Origin of the sequence: Variovorax sp. 22077 (assembly GCF_052044195.1) — a bacterium.
Taxonomy (GTDB): domain Bacteria; phylum Pseudomonadota; class Gammaproteobacteria; order Burkholderiales; family Burkholderiaceae_C; genus Variovorax; species Variovorax atrisoli.
Genome location: NZ_JBQEQC010000014.1, coordinates 26356 through 45797, shown reverse-complemented (window position 1 = coordinate 45797; position 19442 = coordinate 26356). Strand labels below are relative to the sequence as shown.

18 protein-coding genes are annotated in these 19442 nt (G+C 69.9%); 13 read left to right on the top strand and 5 right to left on the bottom strand.

Annotated elements, in window-relative coordinates:
* Positions 1–57 precede the first annotated feature (57 nt).
* The 4 genes from ACTJLF_RS20515 (at position 58) to metC (ending at position 4651) form a co-directional block, all read left to right on the top strand.
* A complete protein-coding gene (locus ACTJLF_RS20515) occupies positions 58–651 on the top strand; it encodes a cysteine dioxygenase family protein (RefSeq protein WP_132754869.1) in 594 nt (197 codons plus the stop codon).
* An 87-nt stretch (positions 652–738) separates the two neighbouring features.
* Positions 739–2316, top strand: coding sequence for a rhodanese-like domain-containing protein (locus ACTJLF_RS20510; RefSeq protein WP_440883820.1), 1578 nt, complete (start codon positions 739–741; stop codon positions 2314–2316).
* 65 nt (positions 2317–2381) lie between these two features.
* Positions 2382–3401, top strand: a complete 1020-nt coding sequence (locus tag ACTJLF_RS20505; protein ID WP_019656960.1) for a Bug family tripartite tricarboxylate transporter substrate binding protein — start codon at positions 2382–2384, stop codon at positions 3399–3401.
* A gap of 47 nt (positions 3402–3448) precedes the next feature.
* On the top strand, positions 3449–4651 hold the full coding sequence (gene metC, locus ACTJLF_RS20500; protein ID WP_440883819.1) for a cystathionine beta-lyase: 1203 nt from the start codon (positions 3449–3451) through the stop codon (positions 4649–4651).
* Between the two features lie 15 nt (positions 4652–4666).
* Here metC and ACTJLF_RS20495 read toward each other — a convergent pair whose 3' ends face one another.
* The 5 genes from ACTJLF_RS20495 to ACTJLF_RS20475 all read right to left on the bottom strand — a co-directional run bounded on the left by ACTJLF_RS20495 (position 4667) and on the right by ACTJLF_RS20475 (position 9113).
* Positions 4667–5251 carry a lipocalin family protein gene (locus tag ACTJLF_RS20495; RefSeq protein WP_051127647.1) on the bottom strand — a complete coding sequence of 195 codons (585 nt, stop codon included), beginning with the start codon at positions 5249–5251 and terminating at the stop codon, positions 4667–4669.
* Between the two features lie 97 nt (positions 5252–5348).
* Positions 5349–5747 (bottom strand): hypothetical protein, encoded by a 399-nt coding sequence (locus tag ACTJLF_RS20490; protein ID WP_019656957.1) that lies wholly within the window; start codon positions 5745–5747, stop codon positions 5349–5351.
* A gap of 150 nt (positions 5748–5897) precedes the next feature.
* On the bottom strand, positions 5898–6701 hold the full coding sequence (locus ACTJLF_RS20485) for a class I SAM-dependent methyltransferase (protein WP_132801006.1): 804 nt from the start codon (positions 6699–6701) through the stop codon (positions 5898–5900).
* Positions 6702–6826: 125 nt separating this feature from the next.
* The gene (locus ACTJLF_RS20480) at positions 6827–7033 is read right to left on the bottom strand and encodes a YbdD/YjiX family protein (RefSeq protein WP_019656955.1); all 207 of its coding nucleotides are present in this window, start codon (positions 7031–7033) and stop codon (positions 6827–6829) included.
* 4 nt (positions 7034–7037) lie between these two features.
* Positions 7038–9113, bottom strand: a complete 2076-nt coding sequence (locus ACTJLF_RS20475) for a carbon starvation CstA family protein (protein ID WP_354422492.1) — start codon at positions 9111–9113, stop codon at positions 7038–7040.
* A 217-nt stretch (positions 9114–9330) separates the two neighbouring features.
* Between ACTJLF_RS20475 and ACTJLF_RS20470 the strand changes: the two genes are divergently transcribed.
* From ACTJLF_RS20470 to ACTJLF_RS20430, 9 genes are all read left to right on the top strand, one after another.
* Positions 9331–9738, top strand: coding sequence for a type IV pilin protein (locus ACTJLF_RS20470; RefSeq protein WP_354327938.1), 408 nt, complete (start codon positions 9331–9333; stop codon positions 9736–9738).
* Positions 9732–10289, top strand: a complete 558-nt coding sequence (gene pilV / locus ACTJLF_RS20465; RefSeq protein ID WP_354327939.1) for a type IV pilus modification protein PilV — start codon at positions 9732–9734, stop codon at positions 10287–10289. Before ACTJLF_RS20470 ends, pilV begins: the two co-directional genes overlap by 7 nt.
* Positions 10286–11422 carry a PilW family protein gene (locus tag ACTJLF_RS20460; RefSeq protein ID WP_184606323.1) on the top strand — a complete coding sequence of 379 codons (1137 nt, stop codon included), beginning with the start codon at positions 10286–10288 and terminating at the stop codon, positions 11420–11422. Before pilV ends, ACTJLF_RS20460 begins: the two co-directional genes overlap by 4 nt.
* Positions 11419–11991, top strand: a complete 573-nt coding sequence (locus tag ACTJLF_RS20455; protein WP_145761934.1) for a hypothetical protein — start codon at positions 11419–11421, stop codon at positions 11989–11991. Before ACTJLF_RS20460 ends, ACTJLF_RS20455 begins: the two co-directional genes overlap by 4 nt.
* A 43-nt stretch (positions 11992–12034) precedes the next feature.
* Positions 12035–15115, top strand: coding sequence for a pilus assembly protein (locus ACTJLF_RS20450; RefSeq protein WP_440883818.1), 3081 nt, complete (start codon positions 12035–12037; stop codon positions 15113–15115).
* Positions 15116–15117: 2 nt separating this feature from the next.
* Positions 15118–15651, top strand: coding sequence for a GspH/FimT family pseudopilin (locus tag ACTJLF_RS20445; protein ID WP_440883817.1), 534 nt, complete (start codon positions 15118–15120; stop codon positions 15649–15651).
* 156 nt (positions 15652–15807) lie between these two features.
* Positions 15808–16632 carry a DUF6502 family protein gene (locus ACTJLF_RS20440; RefSeq protein WP_019656947.1) on the top strand — a complete coding sequence of 275 codons (825 nt, stop codon included), beginning with the start codon at positions 15808–15810 and terminating at the stop codon, positions 16630–16632.
* Positions 16629–18044 carry a DUF5666 domain-containing protein gene (locus ACTJLF_RS20435; protein WP_440883816.1) on the top strand — a complete coding sequence of 472 codons (1416 nt, stop codon included), beginning with the start codon at positions 16629–16631 and terminating at the stop codon, positions 18042–18044. The genes ACTJLF_RS20440 and ACTJLF_RS20435 overlap by 4 nt, the downstream gene beginning before the upstream one ends.
* Positions 18045–18132: 88 nt before the next feature.
* Positions 18133–19413 carry an FAD-dependent oxidoreductase gene (locus ACTJLF_RS20430; protein ID WP_440883815.1) on the top strand — a complete coding sequence of 427 codons (1281 nt, stop codon included), beginning with the start codon at positions 18133–18135 and terminating at the stop codon, positions 19411–19413.
* The last annotated feature ends 29 nt before the right edge of the window (positions 19414–19442 follow it).

The window sequence follows — 19442 nt, the reverse complement described above, 5'->3', positions numbered from 1 at the left end:
CCTGCGTCACTACAGTGGACGCACATCGAACAGGCAACCCCACTGGAGAAAGACCGAATGAGCAGCACCCCGTCCGAGCAACGCAGCCAGGCCGTCGAGGCGTCCATCGCCACCATGAAGAAGGCCATCGGCGGCGGCGAGCCCACCCGCGAGAAGCTCGGCGTGGTGCTCGATGCGCTGCAGGGCCTGGCCGCGCGCACCGAGTACTGGGGCGCCGCCGACTTCCCGCCGCCCGAGGCCGGCGAGCACCAGGCCCGCTACCTGATCGCCGAAGACCCGGACCAGAGCTACGCGCTCTACCTGAACGTGATGCGCCCGGGCAAGAAGATCGTTCCGCACAACCACACGACCTGGGCCTGCATCGCTGCGGTGGAAGGCACCGAGCACAACCGCGTGTACGAGCGCAGCGACGACGGCAGCGTGCCGGGCGTGGGCAGGCTGAAGCAGACGGAGCTGGTCGTCGTCGCGCCGGGCAAGGGCATCGCGCTGATGCCGGAGGACATCCACTCGGTGGAGATCCAGGGCGAACAGGTCATCCGCCACCTGCACATGTACGGCCGGGCGCTGGAGACGCTGAACAGCCGCACCGCCTACGACCTGGAAGCGGGCACGTACCAGACCATGGGCATCGGCGTGCAGACGCGCCGCTAGCCGCTCTTCCTTTCACCCGTTCCCGTTCTTCATGCGGGCCGCACTGGCGGCCTCGCAGGAATTCGTTCGTCCCAACGACTCGCTCTCATGACTCTCTTCATCGACCCGAAGACCCTCAAATCCTGGCTGCACGACGGCGGCGAGATCGCGCTGCTCGACGTGCGCGAGCACGGCCAGTACGGCGAGGCGCATCTGTTCTACGGCATTCCCCTGCCCTTCAGCCGGCTGGAGATCGACGCGCCGCGCCTCGTGCCGCGCCGCGGCGTGCGCACGGTGGTCTACGACGAAGGCGACGGCAGCGAGGTCGCCGAGCGCGCCTCGGCACGGCTCGCCGCACTGGGCTACACCGACGTGCACGTGCTGCAGGGCGGCGCCCGCGCATGGAAGGCCGCGGGCTACGTGCTCTTCGCGGGCGTGAACCTGCCTTCGAAGACCTTCGGCGAGCTGGCCGAGGAGGCCTATCACACGCCCCGCGTCAGCGCCGACCAGCTGGCCGGCATGCTGGCGCGCAAGGACAAGGTGGTGGTGCTCGACGGCCGCCCCGCCAGCGAGTTCCGCAAGATGAACATCCCCGGCGCCACCTGCTGCCCCAACGGCGAGCTGGCCTACCGCGTGCGCCGGCTGGTGCCCGACAACACCACGCCCATCGTCATCAACTGCGCGGGCCGCACGCGCAGCATCATCGGCGCGCAGACGCTCATCAACCTCGGCCTGCCCAACCCGGTGTATGCGCTGGAGAACGGCACGCAGGGCTGGTACCTCAACGACCACACGCTGGAGCACGGCGGCACACAGCGCTATGCCGACGACAGCGGCAACACCGACCTGCGCCCCGCCGCGAAGGCGCTGGCCGCGCGCTTCGACGTGCCCACCGTGAACGCGCAGACCGTGCGCCAGTGGGCCGACGACGCGAGCCGAAGCCTGTTCCTCTGCGACGTGCGCACGCCGGAGGAATTCGCGGCCGGCACCCTGCCCGGCGCGCAGCACACGCCGGGTGGCCAGCTGATGCAGGCCGGCGACCAGTATTTCGGCGTGCGCGGTGCGCGGCTGGTGCTGTTCGACAGCGACGGCGTGCGCGCACCCACCGTCGCGAGCTGGCTGCGGCAGATGGGGCACGACGCAAGCGTGCTCGAAGGCGGGCTGGAGAGCGGGCTCGCCCTTGCGCCGGCCGAAGCGCCTGCCGCACCCGCGCTCGGCGCCATCGGTGCGAAGACGCTCGCCGCGCGCATCGAGCGCAACGACGTGGCGGTGGTCGACCTGCGCGGCAGCATGCAGTTTCGCGCCGGCCACATCGCGCAGGCGCGCTGGTCGATCCGGCCTCGCCTCGCCGCCGACCTGCAAGGCGAGACACGCCAGATCGTGCTGGTGGCCGACGAAGCCGCGCTCGCCGCATGGGCCGCCGCCTCCGAACTCGCGGGCATCTCGCCCGCCCCGCTGCTGCTTGCCGGTGGCATGGCCGCCTGGAGCGCCGCCGGCCTGCCGGTGGACGCCACGCCCGAGCTGCCCGCAGATGCGGACTGCATCGACTACCTGTTCTTCGTGCACGACCGGCACGACGGCAACAAGGAGGCCGCACGCCGCTACCTCGCCTGGGAGACCGGCCTCGTCGCGCAGCTCGACGCGCAGGAGCGCGCCGCCTTCCGGCTGCCGGCGCCCCACGCCTGAGCCGTCCTTCTTCCGCCCCCGCCTTTCGTTCGTCCTTGTCAGTTCCCAGCCCCAGGAGTTCCGTCATGCCGTTCGCCAGCCGCATCCCGCACATCGCCCACATCGCCCGACTTGCCGTCGCAGCCGCCTGGCTCTCGGCGCTCGCGCTGCAGCCAGCCACCGCCGACCCGATGGCGCCGCGCAACGGCTTTCCGTCGCAGCCGGTGAAGTTCATCTCGCCCTTCCCGCCGGGCGGCGGCAACGACGCGACGGCGCGCCTGGTCACCACCAAGCTGCCGGAGATCATGGGACAGGCCGCGCTGGTCGACAACCGCGGCGGGGCGGGCGGCAACATCGGCGCCAAGGCAGTGGCCGACGCCAAGCCCGACGGCTACACCGTGCTCACCTCGCAGGTGTCGATCATGGCGGTGAACCCCACGCTGTATGGCTCGCCGGGCTTCGACCCGGTCAAGAACTTCGTGCCCATCACGCAGATCAACGCCGCGCCGCTCGCGCTGGTGGTGGAGGCCAACTCGCCCATCAAGAGCTTCGCCGACCTCGCCGCCAAGGCCAAGGCCAGCCCCGGCAAGGTGACCTACGCGACGCCGGGCAACGGCACGCTCTCGCACCTGGTGGGCGTGGTGCTCGCCAAGGACAACGGCGTGGAGATGACGCACGTGCCCTACAAGGGCGCCGGCCCGGCGCTGACCGACCTGATCGGCGGGCAGGTCGACCTGATGGTCACATCCACCGCCTCGGTGGCCGGCTTCGTGCAGAACGGCAAGCTGCGCGTGCTGGCCGTGACCAGCCCGCGGCGCATCGGCGTGTTCGCGAAGGTACCCACGCTGGAAGAACTGGGCTACAACGGCGCGCGCTTCGAGGACTGGTACGGCTTCTTCGCGCCGGCCGGCACCCCGCCCGAGCGCGTGGCCTTCCTCAACGAAGCCATCGTGCGCACGCTGCGCCTGCCCGAGGTGAGCAAGCTGGTCACCGACGGCGGCAGCGAGGTGGTGGCGAGCACGCCCGAGGCCTTCGCGGCGCAGCTGAAGCAGGACATCGAGCGCTGGTCGCGCATCGTCAAGCTTTCGGGTGCGCGCGCCGACTGATTGAAGCAACATAGCGGCCCCTGCTTTCCCTTCCCCGCCAGAACACGATGCCCGACTCGCACCACGCTTCATCCGGCCTGACGCTGGACACCCGGCTCACCCGCACCGGCAAGGCCCCGTCCCATGCCGGCGGCGTTCCCGTCAACACGCCGCTGGTGCGCGCCAGCACCGTGCTCTTCGACAGCGTGGGCGCCATGCGCGACGCACGCACGCGCCGCGACGAGGAGCGCGTCTTCAGCTACGGCGCGCGCGGCACGCCCACCACCTTCGCGCTGGAGGACGCGGTGAGCGAGCTCGAGGGCGCCTGGCGCACGCGGCTCTTCCCGACCGGCCTCGCGGCCATCGGCATGGTGCTGCTGTCGTACCTGAAGCCGGGTGACCACGTGCTGATGTCCGACAGCGTGTACGAGCCCACGCGCAACCTCGTGCATTCCTTCCTGGAGCCCTACGGCATCCGCAGCAGCTTCTTCCCCGCGGACGGCAGCGGCATCGAGGAACTGTTCGAGCCGAGCACGCGCCTCGTGTATGCCGAATGCCCCGGCTCGCTGGTCTACGAGATGTGCGACCTGCCCAGGCTCGCCGAGCTGGCGCACGCGCGCGGCGCCCTGCTCGCGGCCGACAACACCTGGGGCTCGGGCGTCCAGTACCGCCCGCTCGCGCTGGGCGCCGACATCTCGACGATGGCCGCGACCAAGTACCTCTCGGGCCACTCCGACGTGATGATGGGCACCGTCGCCACCACCGAGGCCGCGTGGCGCCCGCTCAACGAGCGCTGCGACGCCTTCGGCATGACCGTGAGCCCCGACGACGCATGGCTGGTGCTGCGCGGCATGCGCACGCTGTCGGCGCGGCTGCAGGTGCACGAGAGGCATGCGCTGGAAGTGGCGCGATGGCTCCAGCAGCGCCCAGAGGTCGAGACCGTGTTCTGCCCAGCGCTGCCACAGCATCCAGGCCACGAGATCTGGAAGCGCGACTGCAGCGGCACGAACGGACTGATCTCCATCGAGCTGAAGCCCGGCACCGCGAACCCGGCCGTGGAGCGCTTCGTCGACGCCCTCGGCCTCTTCGGACGCGGCTCGTCGTGGGGCGGCTACGAGAGCCTCGTCGCCTGGACCAACATGCGCGCCGCACGCAGCGTCACGGACTGGAGCCGGCGTGGCGCGGTGGTGCGGTTGCACATCGGCCTGGAATCGCCGCAGGACCTCATGGCGGACCTGGCGCGCGGCTTCGAGGCGATGGCCCCGGCCTGAGCCGGAACGTAGCGGCTACTTCGACGCGCCTGCCTGTTCCTCGGGCCAGCGCTGCGGCACGCGGCGCAGGTTCTCCACCGAGTAGCCAAGCCCCTTGAGGCGCGCGACCGCCGCCTCGTAGGCCGGCTCGGGAATGCTCGGCGTGCGCGCCATGATCCAGGCGTAGTCGCGCTTGCTGCGGCCGATGATCGTCAAACCGTAGTCCTTGTCGACGTCGACGATCACGTACTCCGCCTTCACCGGCCACACGAACTGCATGCCCCACACCGCGTTGCCGGTGCCGGGCACCACGCGGCCGACAGGGTTCATCGTCTTCAGCGGGCCGTCGAAGCCGCCTTCGCGGTAGCGGAAGCGCGTGTCGATGCGGCCGTCGGGCTGCAGCGTGTACGACTCCACCGCATTGAAGGCATCGCGCTCGGGCCGTGTCGGGATGTTGCCGATCACGTACCAGTCGCCCATGAAGCGCTGCAGGTCGACCTGCTTCGCCGTGGGAATGGTGGGCGGCGACACCGCGCACCCGGCGACGAGGAGCATCGTCGCCACGCCTGCCGCGATGACAAGAGCCGGGCCGGCCAGTGGATATTTCGGGTGTCTCTTCATCTTGCTCGTGCCTCCGATGGTAGAGCCCCAGCCTAGCGGCCTCCCCGGCAGGCCGACGTCAGACGGCGCCTTTGCCCGCGATCGGGCGCCCGGCCCTTCAGCCGCAGGCGCGCCGGCCGTCGGGCGAGCTGCGCAGGCGGTTCAGGAAGGTCAGCTGCACCTTCGCCGTCTCGCTGCCCTGCACTGCCGCGCGGCGCATCCACTCGCCGGCCTCGCAGCGGTCGGCCTTCACGGCACTGCCGTAGAGCGCGGGCCCGGTCATCAGCACCATGCCCAGCATCTCCTGTGCCTCGGCGTGGCCGTCGGTGGCGGCGTCGCGCAGGTGCTGGAGCATGGCGCGGTAGTCGCGCGCGGCCTGGGCCTCGAGCGCGAGCTGGAAGCGCTGCTCGGCCTGCAGGTCGATGTCCGCGCCCGAAGGACGCGCCGCGCTGATCGCGGCCGCCAGCATCAGCACGCCCGAGAGCACCACACGCAGGCGAAGCGAGAGGCCGGTCATCCGGCCGAGGTCGAGTTGTTCGGATGGCATCGATGCGCTCCACGAATGTTGTTGTCGTGGAGGCATCGTCGCGCTGCCGGGCCGATCGGAAAAGCTGGAATTGGCGCAGCCGGCCTCAGGCGCAGGCTGAGCCGGCTTCACTGCGGGCGGTCAGCGTGCCCGCGCGCGCGTCAGCAGGTAGCTCTGGTGCACCACGTTGTCGACGTAGTAGGGCTCGGCAAGCGCATCGAATTCGGCCCGCAGCGCAGCGAGCTTCGTCGGATCGGCGGCGAGGCCCTCCACGAGCTTGCGCATCGGGCCGACCGAGCGCTCCAGGAACAGGCGGAAGTGGCCGATGCTCAGGGCCGGGAAGTGCATGGTGCCGCGGTCGAAGAACGGCGCCTCGAAGTGCGGCCCCAGGCGCTCCGTGACGATGCCGGGGTTGCCCCATTGCGGTGGCGGCGACGCGCCGGCCGGAGGTGGCGGCGAGTTGCGCCCGATGAAGGCGAACATGCGGCCCACGAAGTGCTCGGGCGGCCAGGTGGCGAAGGCGATCCGCCCGCCGGGCTTGAGCACGCGGCGCATCTCGGCCACGGCGACTTCGGGCCGCGGCGCGAACATGTGGCCGAACTGGCTGAGCACCACGTCGAAGGAGGCATCGGCGTACGGGAGGTTCTCGGCATCGCCCTCGGTCCAGGCGATGTCGCCGTGCCCGGAGATGCCGGCGTTCTCGCGCGCGGCCTCGATCAGTTCAGGCGTGAGGTCGAGGCCCGTGACGCGTGCGCCGCGGCGGGCCGCGGTGACGGCCACGACGCCGGTGCCGGTGCCCACGTCCAGCACCGACTCGCCCTCGGCGATCTGCGCGAACCGGACGAGATGCCCGGCCACCGGCGTGGTGAACATGGCGGTCGGCGCGAAGGTCGACCACATCTCGCGCTGCCGGTTCTTGAAGTCTGCAAAGGGATCCTGCGACATATCGCCCTCCATGCCAGCCAGGGGCCGTGGACATGGAGGGGACTCTAGGCCCGGGGATCGGCCCCGTCCATCCCGCTGGACGGGGCTTCGATCGGAAAGAGCTGTAACGCAATCCCGCGTTCGGCTCAGCAGCAGCGCCCCTTGCCGGCCCCGTAGCGCGCCTCCAGCCGCTCGCGGAAGAAGGCCTCGTAGCTCATCGGCGGCCGCTCGGGGTGGGTGGCCGCCATGTGGGTCAGGTAGGCGTCGTAGTCGGGCAGCCCGACCATGAGCCGCAGCGACTGCTTGAGCGAGCGCGCGAAGTAGCGCCCGGCTTCCGGCAATGCGAGGCCCATGGCTTCAGTGGGCGGGCGTCGCGGCGGCGGCGCCCATGGGTTCGAACGGCGTTTCCTGCGTCGTCGGGCGGTTGGCCGCGCGCGCCGCGATGCAGGCCTTGATGCTGTAGACCAGCACGCTCAGCACCACGAAGATGAAGAGCGCGCACAGCGCGGCGTCGAGGCGGTCGTTGAAGACGATGCGCGACATCGCTTCGGGCGTCTTGGCCGGCGCCACCAGCACGCCGTTGGCGATGCCTTCGGTGTACTTGGCTGCGTGCGAGAGGAAGCCGATCTTCGGGTCGGACGAGAAGATCTTCTGCCAGCCCGCCGTGAGCGTGCACGCCAGCAGCCATGCGGCCGGCGCGATGGCCACCCACGCATAGCGCTCGCGCTTCATGCGGAACAGCACCACCACGCCCAGCATCAGCGCCACCGCGGCCAGCATCTGGTTGGAGATGCCGAAGAGCGGCCACAGCGTATTGATGCCGCCCAGCGGATCGACCACGCCCTGGTACAGGAAGTAGCCCCAGGCCGCCACGCACAGCGCGGTGGCGACGAGGTTGGCCGGCAGCGAGTCGGTGCGCTTGAGCGCGGGCACGAAGCTGCCCAGCAGGTCCTGCAGCATGAAGCGGCCCGCGCGGGTGCCGGCATCGACCGCCGTGAGGATGAAGAGCGCCTCGAACAGGATCGCGAAGTGGTACCAGAAGGCCATCATGGCCTGCCCGCCGATCGCCTGGTGAAGGATGTGGGCCATGCCCACGGCCAGCGTCGGCGCGCCGCCGGTGCGCCCGAGGATGGTGGTCTCGCCCACGTCCCTGGCGGTCTGCACCAGCATCTCGGGCGTGATCACGAAGCCCCAGCCCGACACGGTGGCCGCCACCTGCTGCGCGGTGGTGCCGACCAGCGCGCCGGGGCTGTTCATCGCGAAGTAGATGCCGGGCTCGATGCACGAGGCCGCCACCAGCGCCATCACCGCGACGAAGGACTCCGCCAGCATGCCGCCGTAGCCGATGAAGCGCGCGTGGCGCTCGTTGTCGAGCATCTTGGGCGTGGTGCCCGAGGAGATGAGCGCGTGGAAGCCGGAGACGGCGCCGCAGGCGATGGTGATGAACAGGAACGGGAACAGGCTGCCCGACCACACCGGGCCGTTGCCCTGCGCGAACTGCGTGACGGCGGGCATCTGCAGCGTGGGCATCACGAACACGATGCCGATGGCCAGCGCGATGATGGTGCCGATCTTCAGGAAGGTCGAAAGGTAGTCGCGCGGCGCGAGCAGCAGCCACACGGGCAGGCTGGCGGCGACGAAGCCGTAGCCCACCAGCATCCAGGTGAGCGCCTTGCCGTCGAAGGTGAAGAGCGGCGCCCACTCGGGGTTCTGGCTCACGGCCTGGCCGCCGAAGATGGCGAGCATCAGCAGCACGAAGCCGATCAGCGACACCTCGCCGATGCGCCCCGGGCGGATGTAGCGCAGGTACACGCCCATGAAGAGCGCCACGGGAATGGTCGCGGCCACCGTGAAGGTGCCCCACGGCGATTCGGCCAGTGCCTTCACCACGATCAGCGCCAGCACCGCGAGGATGATGATCATGATCATGAAGGTGCCGAACAGCGCGATCATGCCGGGCACCGGCCCCATCTCCTGCTTGACGAGGTCGCCCAGCGAGCGGCCGTCGCGCCGCGTGGAGATGAACAGCACGATGAAGTCCTGCACCGCGCCGGCGAACACCACGCCGGCCAGCACCCACAGCAGGCCGGGCAGGTAGCCCATCTGCGCCGCCAGCACCGGCCCCACCAGCGGGCCCGCGCCCGCGATGGCCGCGAAGTGGTGGCCGAACAGCACGTTCTTGTCGGTCGGCACGTAGTCCAGGCCGTCGTTGTGGCGGTGCGCCGGCGTCTTGCGGTTGCCGTCCAGGCCCAGGACCTTGTCGGCGATGAAGAGGCTGTAGTAGCGGTAGGCGATGAGATAGGTGCAGATCGCGGCGGCCACCACCCAGAGGGCGTTGACGCTTTCGCCGCGGGTCAGGGCCACGGTGCCCAGCGCGAACGCGCCGACCACGGCCACGACCAGCCACACCAGATGGCGTCGGATGCTGTGCATGCGGATGTCTCCTTGGATTGAACCCGGGAGTTTTGCCGGGCGGGGGCGCCGGCGCATCCGTCGGACCGCGCGGGGCGGGCGCGTGGCTTTGCGTAATGGAAAACCCTGGATTCGGCCGTGGCAGACACCGCACAGCGAAGCCTCTTGACCCTTGTATCTTGCTTAAATGTGATAAATTCACATAATTAACAATGTGAAACATTCCTTTCGAGCCACGATGAACCAGCATCCGCAGGCACGCAGACGCAGCAGCGGCTTCACATTGATCGAGGTCATGGTCACGGTGGCGATCGTGGCCATCCTGGCGGCCATCGCGCTGCCGAGCTACCAGCAGTACGTCATCCGCTCCAAGCGCTCGGCGGCCCAGGCGCAGATGATGGACATCGCCAACCGGCAGCAGCAGTTCCTCATTGCCAACCGCGGCTATGCCGACAAGGCGGCGCTCACCGCGAGCGGCTACAGCCTGCCGCCGGAGGTTTCGGCGAACTACAGCTACGACATCACGCTCTCCACCACCGGCGTACCGGGCTACACCCTGACTTTCAGGGCGATCGGCGCGCAACAAGGCGACGGCGATCTCAGCCTCACCAGCGAAGGCGTGAAATCGCCGGCGGGCAAATGGTGAAGCGCCGCCCCATCCGCCGCCAGCGCGGCACCACGCTGATCGAGGTGCTGGTCACGCTGCTCGTTCTGGCCATCGGCCTGTTCGGACTCGTGGGGCTTCAGGCGCGCATGCAGGCCTCCGAGATGGAGTCGTACCAGCGCTCGCAGGCGCTGATCCTGCTGAACGACATGGCCAGCCGCATCGCGACCAACCGCCGCACGGCGGCCAGCTACGTCACCAGCGCGCCGCTGGGCGCCGACGCCGCCTGTCCCACCGCCACTGCGACCCGGCAACAGGTGGACGCCAAGGAATGGTGCAACGCACTGCAGGGCGCGGCCGAGATCTCCGGCGGCAGCAAGCTCGGCACCGTGATCGGCGGGCGCGGCTGCGTGGAGGACATGGGCAACAACGAGTACCTGGTCACCGTCGCATGGCAGGGGTTGGGGCCGATCTCGGCGCCGCCTTCCGGCGTGGCCTGCGGCAAGGGCCAGTACGACAGCGGCACCACCTGCACGGGCGACAAGTGCCGCCGCACCGTGACCACGCTGGTGCGCATCGGGTCGCTCTCATGAACCGCCCACGCGCTCCGCGGCACGGCCAGCGCGGCCTGACGCTGATCGAGCTGATGGTGGCCATCACCATCACGCTCATCGTGGTGGCCGCGCTGCTCGCGCTCTTTCTCAACGTGAGCAACTCCCAGCGCGAGCTGGAGCGGGTCAACCGCCAGATCGAGACCGGGCGCCTCAGCACGTTCGTGCTCGAGAACGAGATCTCCCACGCCGGCTTCTGGGAGAACTACATGCCCGAGTTCGACGACCTTACCGTCACGGGCGCTCCCACGCACGTGCCCACCGGCGCGCTGCCCGACCCGTGCCTGCCCTACTCCGCCGCGAACTGGACCGACGACTACAAGCGCCAGCTGCTGGACATCCCGGTGCAGACCTACGACAGCGTGCCCGCGAGCTGCACAGACCTGCTGAAGAACAAGAAGGCCGGCACCGACATCATCGTGGTGCGCCACGCCGAGACCTGCCTGCCCGGCACACCCAACTGCGACGCCGACACGACCGGCGCCATGTATTTCCAGTCGTCGCTGTGCGGCACGCAGAAGCCGTCGGCCTTCGACCTGTCGACCGCCGGCTTCGGCAACATGCTCCGCAAGGACTGCACCACGCCCTCGCCCAAGCGCAAGCTGGTGGCCGACATCTACTACGTGCGCGACTACGCCGACGCCGTGGGCGACGGCATTCCCACGCTGGCGCGCTCGCGCTTCGACTTCGTGGGCGGCACGCTGGCGCAGCAGCCGCCCACGCCGCTGATCGAAGGCGTCGAGGGCTTCCGCGTCGAACTCGGCCTCGACACGTTGAGCAAGACCGGCGCCGCCGTCGACTACACCACGGCCATCGCCTGGGCCGACCCGGCGAACAAGTCCACGCCGGCCAACCGCGGCGACGGCAGCCCCGACGGCAACTTCGTGCACTGCACCACGAGCCCCGCCTGTACCGCCGACCAGCTCGTCAACGTGGTGGCCGTCAAGCTCTTCGTTCTGGCACGCAGTTCCGAGGCATCGCCGGGCCACACCGACACACGCACCTACCAGCTCGGCGGTGCCACGCTGGGGCCGTTCAACGACCACTACAAGCGGCACGCGTTCTCCACCTCCGTGCGCCTGAGCAACGTCACCGGCCGAAGGGAGACGCCATGAACACACGCGCGCCGCTCGCCCGCGGTGCCGGCCAGCGCGGCGCCGCCCTGCTCATCGGGATGATCATGCTGCTGCTGATCACCCTCGTGGTCACGGCCGCCTTCAACCTGAGCAACGCCAACCTCAAGGCGGTGGGCAACCTGCAGACGCGCAACGAGGCGGTGGCTGCCGCCAACCGCGCGATCGAGGAAGCCGCCACCAGCCTGCTCGTGCCCGGCAGCGACGGCAGCCCGACGCTGGCGCCGCCGCAGCGGACGGTGAGCATGGTCGACATCGACAACGACGGCGTCACCGACTACGTCGTGAACGTCGCGCCGCCGGTGTGCGTGCGCGCCACCAAGGCGCTGGACACCGGCAGCGGCGGCAGCACTGGCCCGGGCGGCGTCACGGGCGGCGCGTCGAGCAGCGGCTCGGGCCTCTCGACGCTGCCCGACCAATACAACTCCGTGTGGGACATCAGCACCACGGTCACCGATGCCCGCAACACCAGCGGCGCCACCACCTCCGTGCGCCAGGGCGTGCGTGCCCTGCTCAACAAGGCGCAGTTCGAAGCGTTCTGCGCTTCCTAGGCATGCCCTCCCACGACAACCCGACGACGAACAGGCCCGCACCATGACCCGGAAACTTCTCGCTTCGCTGTGGACAGCCGCCGCGCTCGCTGCGTCGACGGCAATGCCGGCGGGCCCGGCCCACGCCGAGGACATCGACCTCTTCGTAGGCTACAACCCAAGCGCTGCGCAGACGCCGAACGTGCTCTTCGTGCTGGACAACACGGCCAACTGGAACCAGCCCTTCACCGCCGAGATGACCGCGCTGGCGTCGGCGTTCGAAAGCCTGAAGTCCAACAGGTTCAAGGTCGGCCTGATGATGTTCACCGAGACCGGCCAGGGCAACTCCAACTCCGACGGCGGCTACGTGCGCGCCGCGGTGCGCACGATGGACGACGGCACCAAGGTCAAGTACGGCGCGCTCATCCGCAGCCTGGACAAACTGGCGGACAAGTCCAACGGCGGCAAGGCCGGCAAGACCATGGCAGAGGTCTACCGATACCTGGCCAATGGCGCGCCCATCGCCGGCAACGGCAAGGTCAAGGCCGACTACAGCGGCAACACGAGCGGCACGGCGGCCTCCAAGGCCATCTACGCGCTGCCGCGCAACGCGCTCGGCAGCTTCTCCGCCACCACCTACGTCGGCCCCAGCACCGAGAACTGCACCGGCACCTTCGTCATCTACATCAGCAACGGCGCGGCGCAGGACAACACCAGCGACAGCCAGACCTCCAACGCCGCCCTGCGCGCTGCGGGCGGCGACGCGACGCAGATCGCCCTGAGCCCCAGCGGCTCGCAGGACAACACAGCCGACGAGTGGTCGCGCTTCCTGCAGACGAGCATGGGCGTGAAGGTCTACACCATCGAGGCCGCCAAGGCGACCGGCGGCCAGGGCCCGGGCTGGACCTCGCTGCTCAAGAGCATGGCCACGCAGAGCAAGGGCGAGTACTACGACATCTCCTCCAAGCCCGACCTGGGCAGCGCGCTCGGCGCGGCGCTGGACGACATCTTCAGCAAGATCCAGTCGGTCAACAGCGTGTTCTCCTCTGTGAGCCTGCCGGTGAGCGTGAACACCCAGGGCACCTACCTGAACCAGGTGTTCGTGGGCATGTTCCGCCCCGACCAGGATGCCTTTGCGCGCTGGAACGGCAACCTCAAGCAATACAAGCTAGGGCTCGACAGCAGCAACCAGCTGATCCTGCAGGACTCGGTGGGCGCCAACGCGGTGAACAACCAGACCGGCTTCGTCGCTCCCTGCGCCCGCAGCTTCTGGACGCCCGCGCCGAGCGACACCGACCTGTACTGGAGCTTCCGGCCCTCGGGAGACTGCATCGGCAAGGAAGCCGCCGACAGCCCCGACGGCAACGTGGTGGAGAAAGGTGCGCAGGGCTACATGCTGCGCCGCATGGCCGTCGCCAACCGGAACATGAAGACCTGCACGCCGGGCAGCTGCACGGCACTCACCGCCTTCGCCGACGGCAACGCCGCCATCACCAAGGCTGCGCTGGGCGTCACCGCCGACACCGACCGCACTTTGATCATCAACTGGGCGCGCGGCCTCGACGACAAGGGCGACGAGCGGCCCGACGCGCAGGGCAACCCCGTCACCTCCACCTCGATGCGCCCTTCGGTGCACGGCGACGTGGTGCACTCGCGGCCGGTGGCCATCAACTACGGCACCGACGCCGCGCCCCAGGTGGTGGTGTTCTACGGCGGCAACGACGGCGTGCTGCGCGCAGTCAACGGCAACCGCACCGCGGCCATCGGCTCGGCCGCGGCGGGCGACGAGCTCTGGTCGTTCATGCCGCCGGAGTTCTACGGCAGCATCAAGCGGCTGTACGACAACAGCACGCGCATCAGCTTCCCCCTGCTGCCGGTCACCTCGGGTGCGGTGGAGCCCAAGCCCTACGGCATGGACGGGCCGGTCTCGGCCTATCGCCAGGGCAGCACCGCCTGGCTCTACGCGAGCATGCGCCGCGGCGGCCGGCTGATCTACGCCTTCGACGTCTCCTCCGCCGCCTCGCCCACGCTGAAATGGCGCAAGGGCTGCCCCAACCAGGGCGACGACGTCGGCTGCGACAGCGGCTTCGAGGGCTTCGGCCAGACCTGGTCTGCCCCCAAGGTCATGCGCGCCAACGGCTACGGCGGCGGCAACAGCCCGCTGCTGATCTTCGGCGGCGGCTACGACAAGTGCGAAGACGTCGACACCAACAGCGCAGCCCAGGCCTGCGGCACGGCAGCGAAGGGCAGCGGCATCTACGTGCTCGACGCCGACACCGGCGCGCGGCTGCAGATGTTCCCCACCGCTCGGCCGGTAGTGGGCGAAGTCAGCGTGGTCACCGATTCGCTCGGCATCGCGCGCATCGCCTACGCAGCGGACCTGGGCGGCAACGTCTATCGCATCGCCCTCGGCAGCGGGGTACCCTCGGCCTGGACCATGACGCAGGTCGCCTCGCTGGGCTGCGACACGGTGACCACCTGCACGCCCAACCGCAAGTTCATGTTCGCGCCCGACGTGGTGGAGGACAACGGCGCCTTCGTGATCCTGCTGGGCTCGGGCGACCGCGAGAAGCCGCTGCGCTACTACAACGTCGCGCTGGGCGTGGCCAACCGCTTCTACATGCTGGTCGACAAGCCTACCGACAGCACCTGGCTGAGCAGCGAGACCAGCAACTGCGGCACCGGCAACGGCCTGCTGTGCCAGGCCTCGCTGCAGCCCATCACCGCCACCTCCACGCCGACCTCGTCCGACCTCGCGACGAAGAAGGGCTGGTACCTCGCCCTCGCAGCCGGCGAACAGGTGGTGACCAGCTCGGTCACCGCCTACGGCGTCACCACCTTCAACACCCACACGCCCAGCAACCCGAATGCGCAGATGTGCCGCGCCGACCTCGGCACCGCGCGCGTCTACAACGTGTCGTACGTCAACGCCGCACCCCAGGGCCCCGGCGGCCGCTTCCAGAACGTGGTGGGCGGCGGCCTCGCGCCCTCGCCGGTGGTGGGCCGCGTCCAGCTCGACGACGGCAGCATGCGCGACGTGGTGATCGGCGCCAACCCCGACTCGTTCCTGAGCCCCAAGGGCACCGCACCCAAGGCCGCGTTCAAGCAGCCCAAGGGCCGGGTCTACTGGTTCATCCAGAAGTGAGCATGCGCAGCACCGGCAACATGCGCTACCGGCCCCGCACTGCCCACACCCCCGGCTTCACGCTGGTGGAGCTGATGGTCACGGTGGCCGTGCTGGTGGTGCTCGTCGCCATCGCCGTGCCCTCGTTCGACGGCATCCGGCTTTCCATGCGACTGAGCAGCTATGCCACCTCGCTGGTGGCGGGCAGCCAGCTCGCGCGCAGCGAGGCCATCAAGCGCAACGCGCCGGTCACCCTCTGCGCCTCGGCCGACGGCACCAGCTGCAGCACCAACGGCCAGTGGGAAGCCGGCTGGATCGTGCTGAGCGGCACGCAGGTGCTGCGCGTGGAAAGCGCGGCGGCCTCCGGCTACCTGCTGCGCGAGGCGGGCGGCGCGAGCGCCATCGTGTTCCAGGCCACCGGCGTGGGCGCCAGCCAGAGCCGGATCACCATCTGCCGCAGCGCACCGAGCGCCAACCAGTCGCGCGCCGTGAACATCAGCGCCACCGGGCGCACCAACGTCACGAGGTCGAACGACGGCACCTGCACCGCTACCTAGCCTGCCCCGCGGACACACGGCCAGGGCGGCCTTCGCGGACGAACGACAATACCCCGCTGCGAAGGGGGCTGGAATCCGCTCCGGCACGGCTGGAAGCCCGGGCCCCTTCTCCCTTCTTGTCTCGGACGCAAAGAACCAGGAGCAACGACCGCACCCATGGAACAACGGCTGGATTGGGCCCTCGCCGCCTGCGCTCGCATCCTCCGTCCGGTGGTCCGGCTGGCGCTCGCCATGGGCGTCAAGCACCCGCACCTGGAAGAACTCCTGCGCGACCTGCTCATCGAGGAGGCCCAGCGCTCCTGGCGCCAGCAGGGCGTGAAGCGGCCCAACCTCAGCCAGATCTCGGTCACCACCGGCCTGAACCGCAAGGCGGTCACCGCCAAGGTCCGCGCCACCGCCGACCCGCTGCCGCACACCGAGCTGTCGGCCGCCGCCAAGACCTTCACGCTCTGGCTGCAGATGACGGTCGAGAACGAGGACCTTCGCCGCATCCCCGTCTCCACCGAGGACGAGGCCCCCTCCTTCGAGCGCGTGGCCCGGCTGGCCAGCCGCGGCAACATCCACCATCGCACCATCCTGGATGAACTGGTGCGCCTGAACATGGTGGCCGAGGACAACGGCACCGCCGAGCTCATGGCCGACGGTTTCGTGCCGGTCGAAGACCTGCAGTCGATGCTCGCATTCCTGGGCGACAACGGCCGCGACCACCTGCTGGCCGCCGTCTCCAACACGCTGGGCGAAACGCCCCGCATGCTGGAGCGCTCGGTGTACGCGCGCGGCCTCACGCTGGAAGACTGCGAAAAAATCCAGCGCCTCGCACGCGAGCGCTGGACCGGGCTGCACCACGAACTGGCCCGCGAGATGACCGAGGCCGTCGAGCGCGCCCCCGCCGACAGCAAGGCCCGCATCCGCGTCGGCATCTATACCTACTACGAAGACGACGAAGCCGCGCCGAAGAAGAGCGGGCCGCCCTCACGATGAACACGATCCTCACCACGGTGCACTCCCTCCGGCCCACGCGCGCACCTCTGCGCGGGCTGCTGCGCAGCCTCCTGCTCGCCGGCGGCATCGCCATGCTTCTTTCCTGCGGTGGCGGTGGCGGCGGCGGCACATCGGGCGCCGGCGTGGCCGGCATCTCCGGCACCTCCACCGGCACGGGGGCGAGCGGCGGCGCCGACAACAGCGGCGGCGGCACCGGCGGGGCCGACGGCTCAGGAAGCACCGGAAACGGCACCGGTGCGGGAACCGGCGGCAGCGACGGCACCACCACCGCCGGCAACACGAACGGCGACGGCTCCGGCGTGGGTTCCGGCGGCACCGGCGTGACTGCGGACGCGGCCGGCATCGGCGCGGCGGACGGCCTGGGCAGCATCATCCTCAACGGGCTGCGCTACAACACCGACAGCGCCACCTTCAGCCTCGAAGACACGACCGAGCTGCAGATCGGCATGAGTGCGCGCGTGGCCGGCAAGGTCGATGCCAACTTCACCAGCGGCGTGGCCGCGCAGGTGGTCTCGGCCGCCGAGCTGCGCGGCGCCGTCTCCGCCATCGACCTGCCGAGCGGCAGCTTCACCGTGATGGGCAGCCGCGTGACCACCGACACCGCCACCGTCTGGGGCGACGCCAACGGCCCCGCCGACCTGCGCGACGGCGCGGTGATCCAGGTCTGGGGCCTGCCCGCCGCACCGGGCACGCTGCGCGCCACGCGCGTGCAGGTCACGCCTGCCTCCACCGAACCGCTGGTGACCGGCACCGTTCAGAACCTCGACCGCGTCGGCCGGCAATTCACCCTAGGCCTGCTCACGGTCGACTTCGGCGGCGCGACCTTCGGCCCCGGCGTCGACGCCGCCAGCCTGGCCGACGGCGCCATCGTCCGCGTGCGCGGCACCGCGGCGCCGGTGGCTGGCCGCTTCACCGCCACCAGGGTTCAGGGCTGGTACGCCATTCCCACCGCCGACGGCATCGCACTGCAGCTCGCGGGCGTCGTGACCGACTTCGCATCGCTCGGCGACTTCCGCGTGCTCGGCAACAGAGTCGACGCGCGCAATGCACAGATACCCGGCGGCCAGGCCGGCTCCATCGGCAACAGCGTCAAGGTCGAGGTCGACGGTTTCCTCTCTGGCCAGGTACTGGTGGCGAAGAAGCTGCGCGTGCGCTACGTGCCGGGCACGGGCGGGCCGGCTTCCTTCACGGTGATCGGCGCCATAGGCAATTACCAGTCGGCTTCCGACTTCATCGTGCGCGGCCAGCGCGTGAATGCCGGCGGCTCCGCTACCATGTTCGTCAACGGCACCGCCACGGACCTGGGCAACGGCAAGCGCGTGACAGTCGTCGGAGACCGCGTGGTCGACGGCGTGCTCATCGCCCAGAGCGTCACCTTCGCGCAACCCTGAGCCCCGGGGGCCCAGCCCCCGCATCGGGCGGTGCCGTGCAACACAGGCCACGTCGTTCGCGGCGCGACCGGATCGATCGATCGGAGCCATGGAAACGCCTACCGCCCAAGCGAGCGAATCCCCGACGCCGCGCTGCTGCATCGCAGGCGGCGGCCCTGCCGGCATGGTGCTGGGCCTGCTGCTCGCCCGTGCCGGCGTGCCGGTGGTCGTGCTGGAGAAGCATCTCGACTTCCTGCGCGACTTCCGCGGCGACACGGTGCACCCGTCCACGCTGGAGGTGCTGCACGAGCTGGGCCTGCTCGACGCCTTCCTGCAGCGCCCCCACGACCGCGTCGACGAGCTGCGCGCCAGCTACGAGGGCCGCACCGTGCCGGTGGCCGACTTCACCCACCTGCCCTCGCACAGCAGGTTCCTGGTGCTGATGCCGCAGTGGGAGTTCCTGGACTTCATGTACGACGAGGCGCGGCGCTATCCGGGCTTCGAGCTCTGGACCGATGCCGAGGCCATCGGCCTGCTGCAGGAAAAGGGCCGCGTCAACGGCGTGAAAGTGCGGCGCGACCGCCGCGCCGGCCAGCCGCGCGAGGTCGAGCTGCACGCCTCGCTGGTGGTGGCCGCCGACGGACGGCACTCGGCGCTGCGCGACGCGGCGGCGCTGCCGCACATCAGCTACGGCGCACCCATCGACGTGCTCTGGATGGCAATTCCGCGGTGCGAGGAAGACCCGGCGTCCACCGGTGGCCACATCGCGGGGGGCCGCATCCTGGTGACGCTGAACCGCGGCGACTACTGGCAGTGCGCCTTCGTCATACCCAAGGGCGGCCACGATGCGCTCAAGGCACGGGGCATCGGCGCCTTCCACCGGGAGATCGGCCGCATCGCGCCCTTCCTTGTCGACAGGTTGCCCGCGGCGCTGCCCGACTGGGACTCGGTCAAGCTGCTCGAAGTGACGGTCGACCGGCTCGAGAGCTGGTCCTGCCGCGGGCTGCTGTGCATCGGCGATGCCGCACATGCGATGTCGCCGGTGGGCGGCGTCGGCATCAACCTCGCGGTGCAGGACGCGGTGGCCGCCGCCAACCTGCTGTGGGCCGCGCTGGCCGGCGACGCGAGCGACAAGGAGATCGACGCCCTGCTGCCCCAGCTGCAGCGCCGCCGTGAGTGGCCCGTGCAGGTCACCCAGGCCGTGCAGCGCTTCATCCAGGACAACGTGCTCATGGCGGTGCTCGACCGCGAGCCGCCGGACCGCCAGGCGCCGCTGCCCTTGCCCCTGAGGCTCTTGGCGCGCTGGCCACTGCTGCGCAGGCTGCCGGCCCGGGCCGTGGGGCTGGGGGTGCGGCCGGAGCACGTCCGGTCGCCGGACGCCAGGCGTTGATTCCGGCAGCGGTCTCGGCGATGGAAAAC

What these genes read in the sequence shown, in the direction of transcription:
- ACTJLF_RS20490 (WP_019656957.1), bottom strand. Translation starts at nt 5,747, where the DNA reads ATGACCGGCCTCTCGCTTCGCCTGCGTGTGGTGCTCTCGGGCGTGCTG.
- ACTJLF_RS20485 (WP_132801006.1), bottom strand. Translation starts at nt 6,701, where the DNA reads ATGTCGCAGGATCCCTTTGCAGACTTCAAGAACCGGCAGCGCGAGATG.
- pilV (WP_354327939.1), top strand. Translation starts at nt 9,732, where the DNA reads ATGGTGAAGCGCCGCCCCATCCGCCGCCAGCGCGGCACCACGCTGATC.
- ACTJLF_RS20435 (WP_440883816.1), top strand. Translation starts at nt 16,629, where the DNA reads ATGAACACGATCCTCACCACGGTGCACTCCCTCCGGCCCACGCGCGCA.
- ACTJLF_RS20430 (WP_440883815.1), top strand. Translation starts at nt 18,133, where the DNA reads ATGGAAACGCCTACCGCCCAAGCGAGCGAATCCCCGACGCCGCGCTGC.
- ACTJLF_RS20440 (WP_019656947.1), top strand. Translation starts at nt 15,808, where the DNA reads ATGGAACAACGGCTGGATTGGGCCCTCGCCGCCTGCGCTCGCATCCTC.
- metC (WP_440883819.1), top strand. Translation starts at nt 3,449, where the DNA reads ATGCCCGACTCGCACCACGCTTCATCCGGCCTGACGCTGGACACCCGG.
- ACTJLF_RS20455 (WP_145761934.1), top strand. Translation starts at nt 11,419, where the DNA reads ATGAACACACGCGCGCCGCTCGCCCGCGGTGCCGGCCAGCGCGGCGCC.
- ACTJLF_RS20510 (WP_440883820.1), top strand. Translation starts at nt 739, where the DNA reads ATGACTCTCTTCATCGACCCGAAGACCCTCAAATCCTGGCTGCACGAC.
- ACTJLF_RS20470 (WP_354327938.1), top strand. Translation starts at nt 9,331, where the DNA reads ATGAACCAGCATCCGCAGGCACGCAGACGCAGCAGCGGCTTCACATTG.
- ACTJLF_RS20445 (WP_440883817.1), top strand. Translation starts at nt 15,118, where the DNA reads ATGCGCAGCACCGGCAACATGCGCTACCGGCCCCGCACTGCCCACACC.
- ACTJLF_RS20480 (WP_019656955.1), bottom strand. Translation starts at nt 7,033, where the DNA reads ATGGGCCTCGCATTGCCGGAAGCCGGGCGCTACTTCGCGCGCTCGCTC.
- ACTJLF_RS20515 (WP_132754869.1), top strand. Translation starts at nt 58, where the DNA reads ATGAGCAGCACCCCGTCCGAGCAACGCAGCCAGGCCGTCGAGGCGTCC.
- ACTJLF_RS20505 (WP_019656960.1), top strand. Translation starts at nt 2,382, where the DNA reads ATGCCGTTCGCCAGCCGCATCCCGCACATCGCCCACATCGCCCGACTT.
- ACTJLF_RS20475 (WP_354422492.1), bottom strand. Translation starts at nt 9,113, where the DNA reads ATGCACAGCATCCGACGCCATCTGGTGTGGCTGGTCGTGGCCGTGGTC.
- ACTJLF_RS20460 (WP_184606323.1), top strand. Translation starts at nt 10,286, where the DNA reads ATGAACCGCCCACGCGCTCCGCGGCACGGCCAGCGCGGCCTGACGCTG.
- ACTJLF_RS20450 (WP_440883818.1), top strand. Translation starts at nt 12,035, where the DNA reads ATGACCCGGAAACTTCTCGCTTCGCTGTGGACAGCCGCCGCGCTCGCT.
- ACTJLF_RS20495 (WP_051127647.1), bottom strand. Translation starts at nt 5,251, where the DNA reads ATGAAGAGACACCCGAAATATCCACTGGCCGGCCCGGCTCTTGTCATC.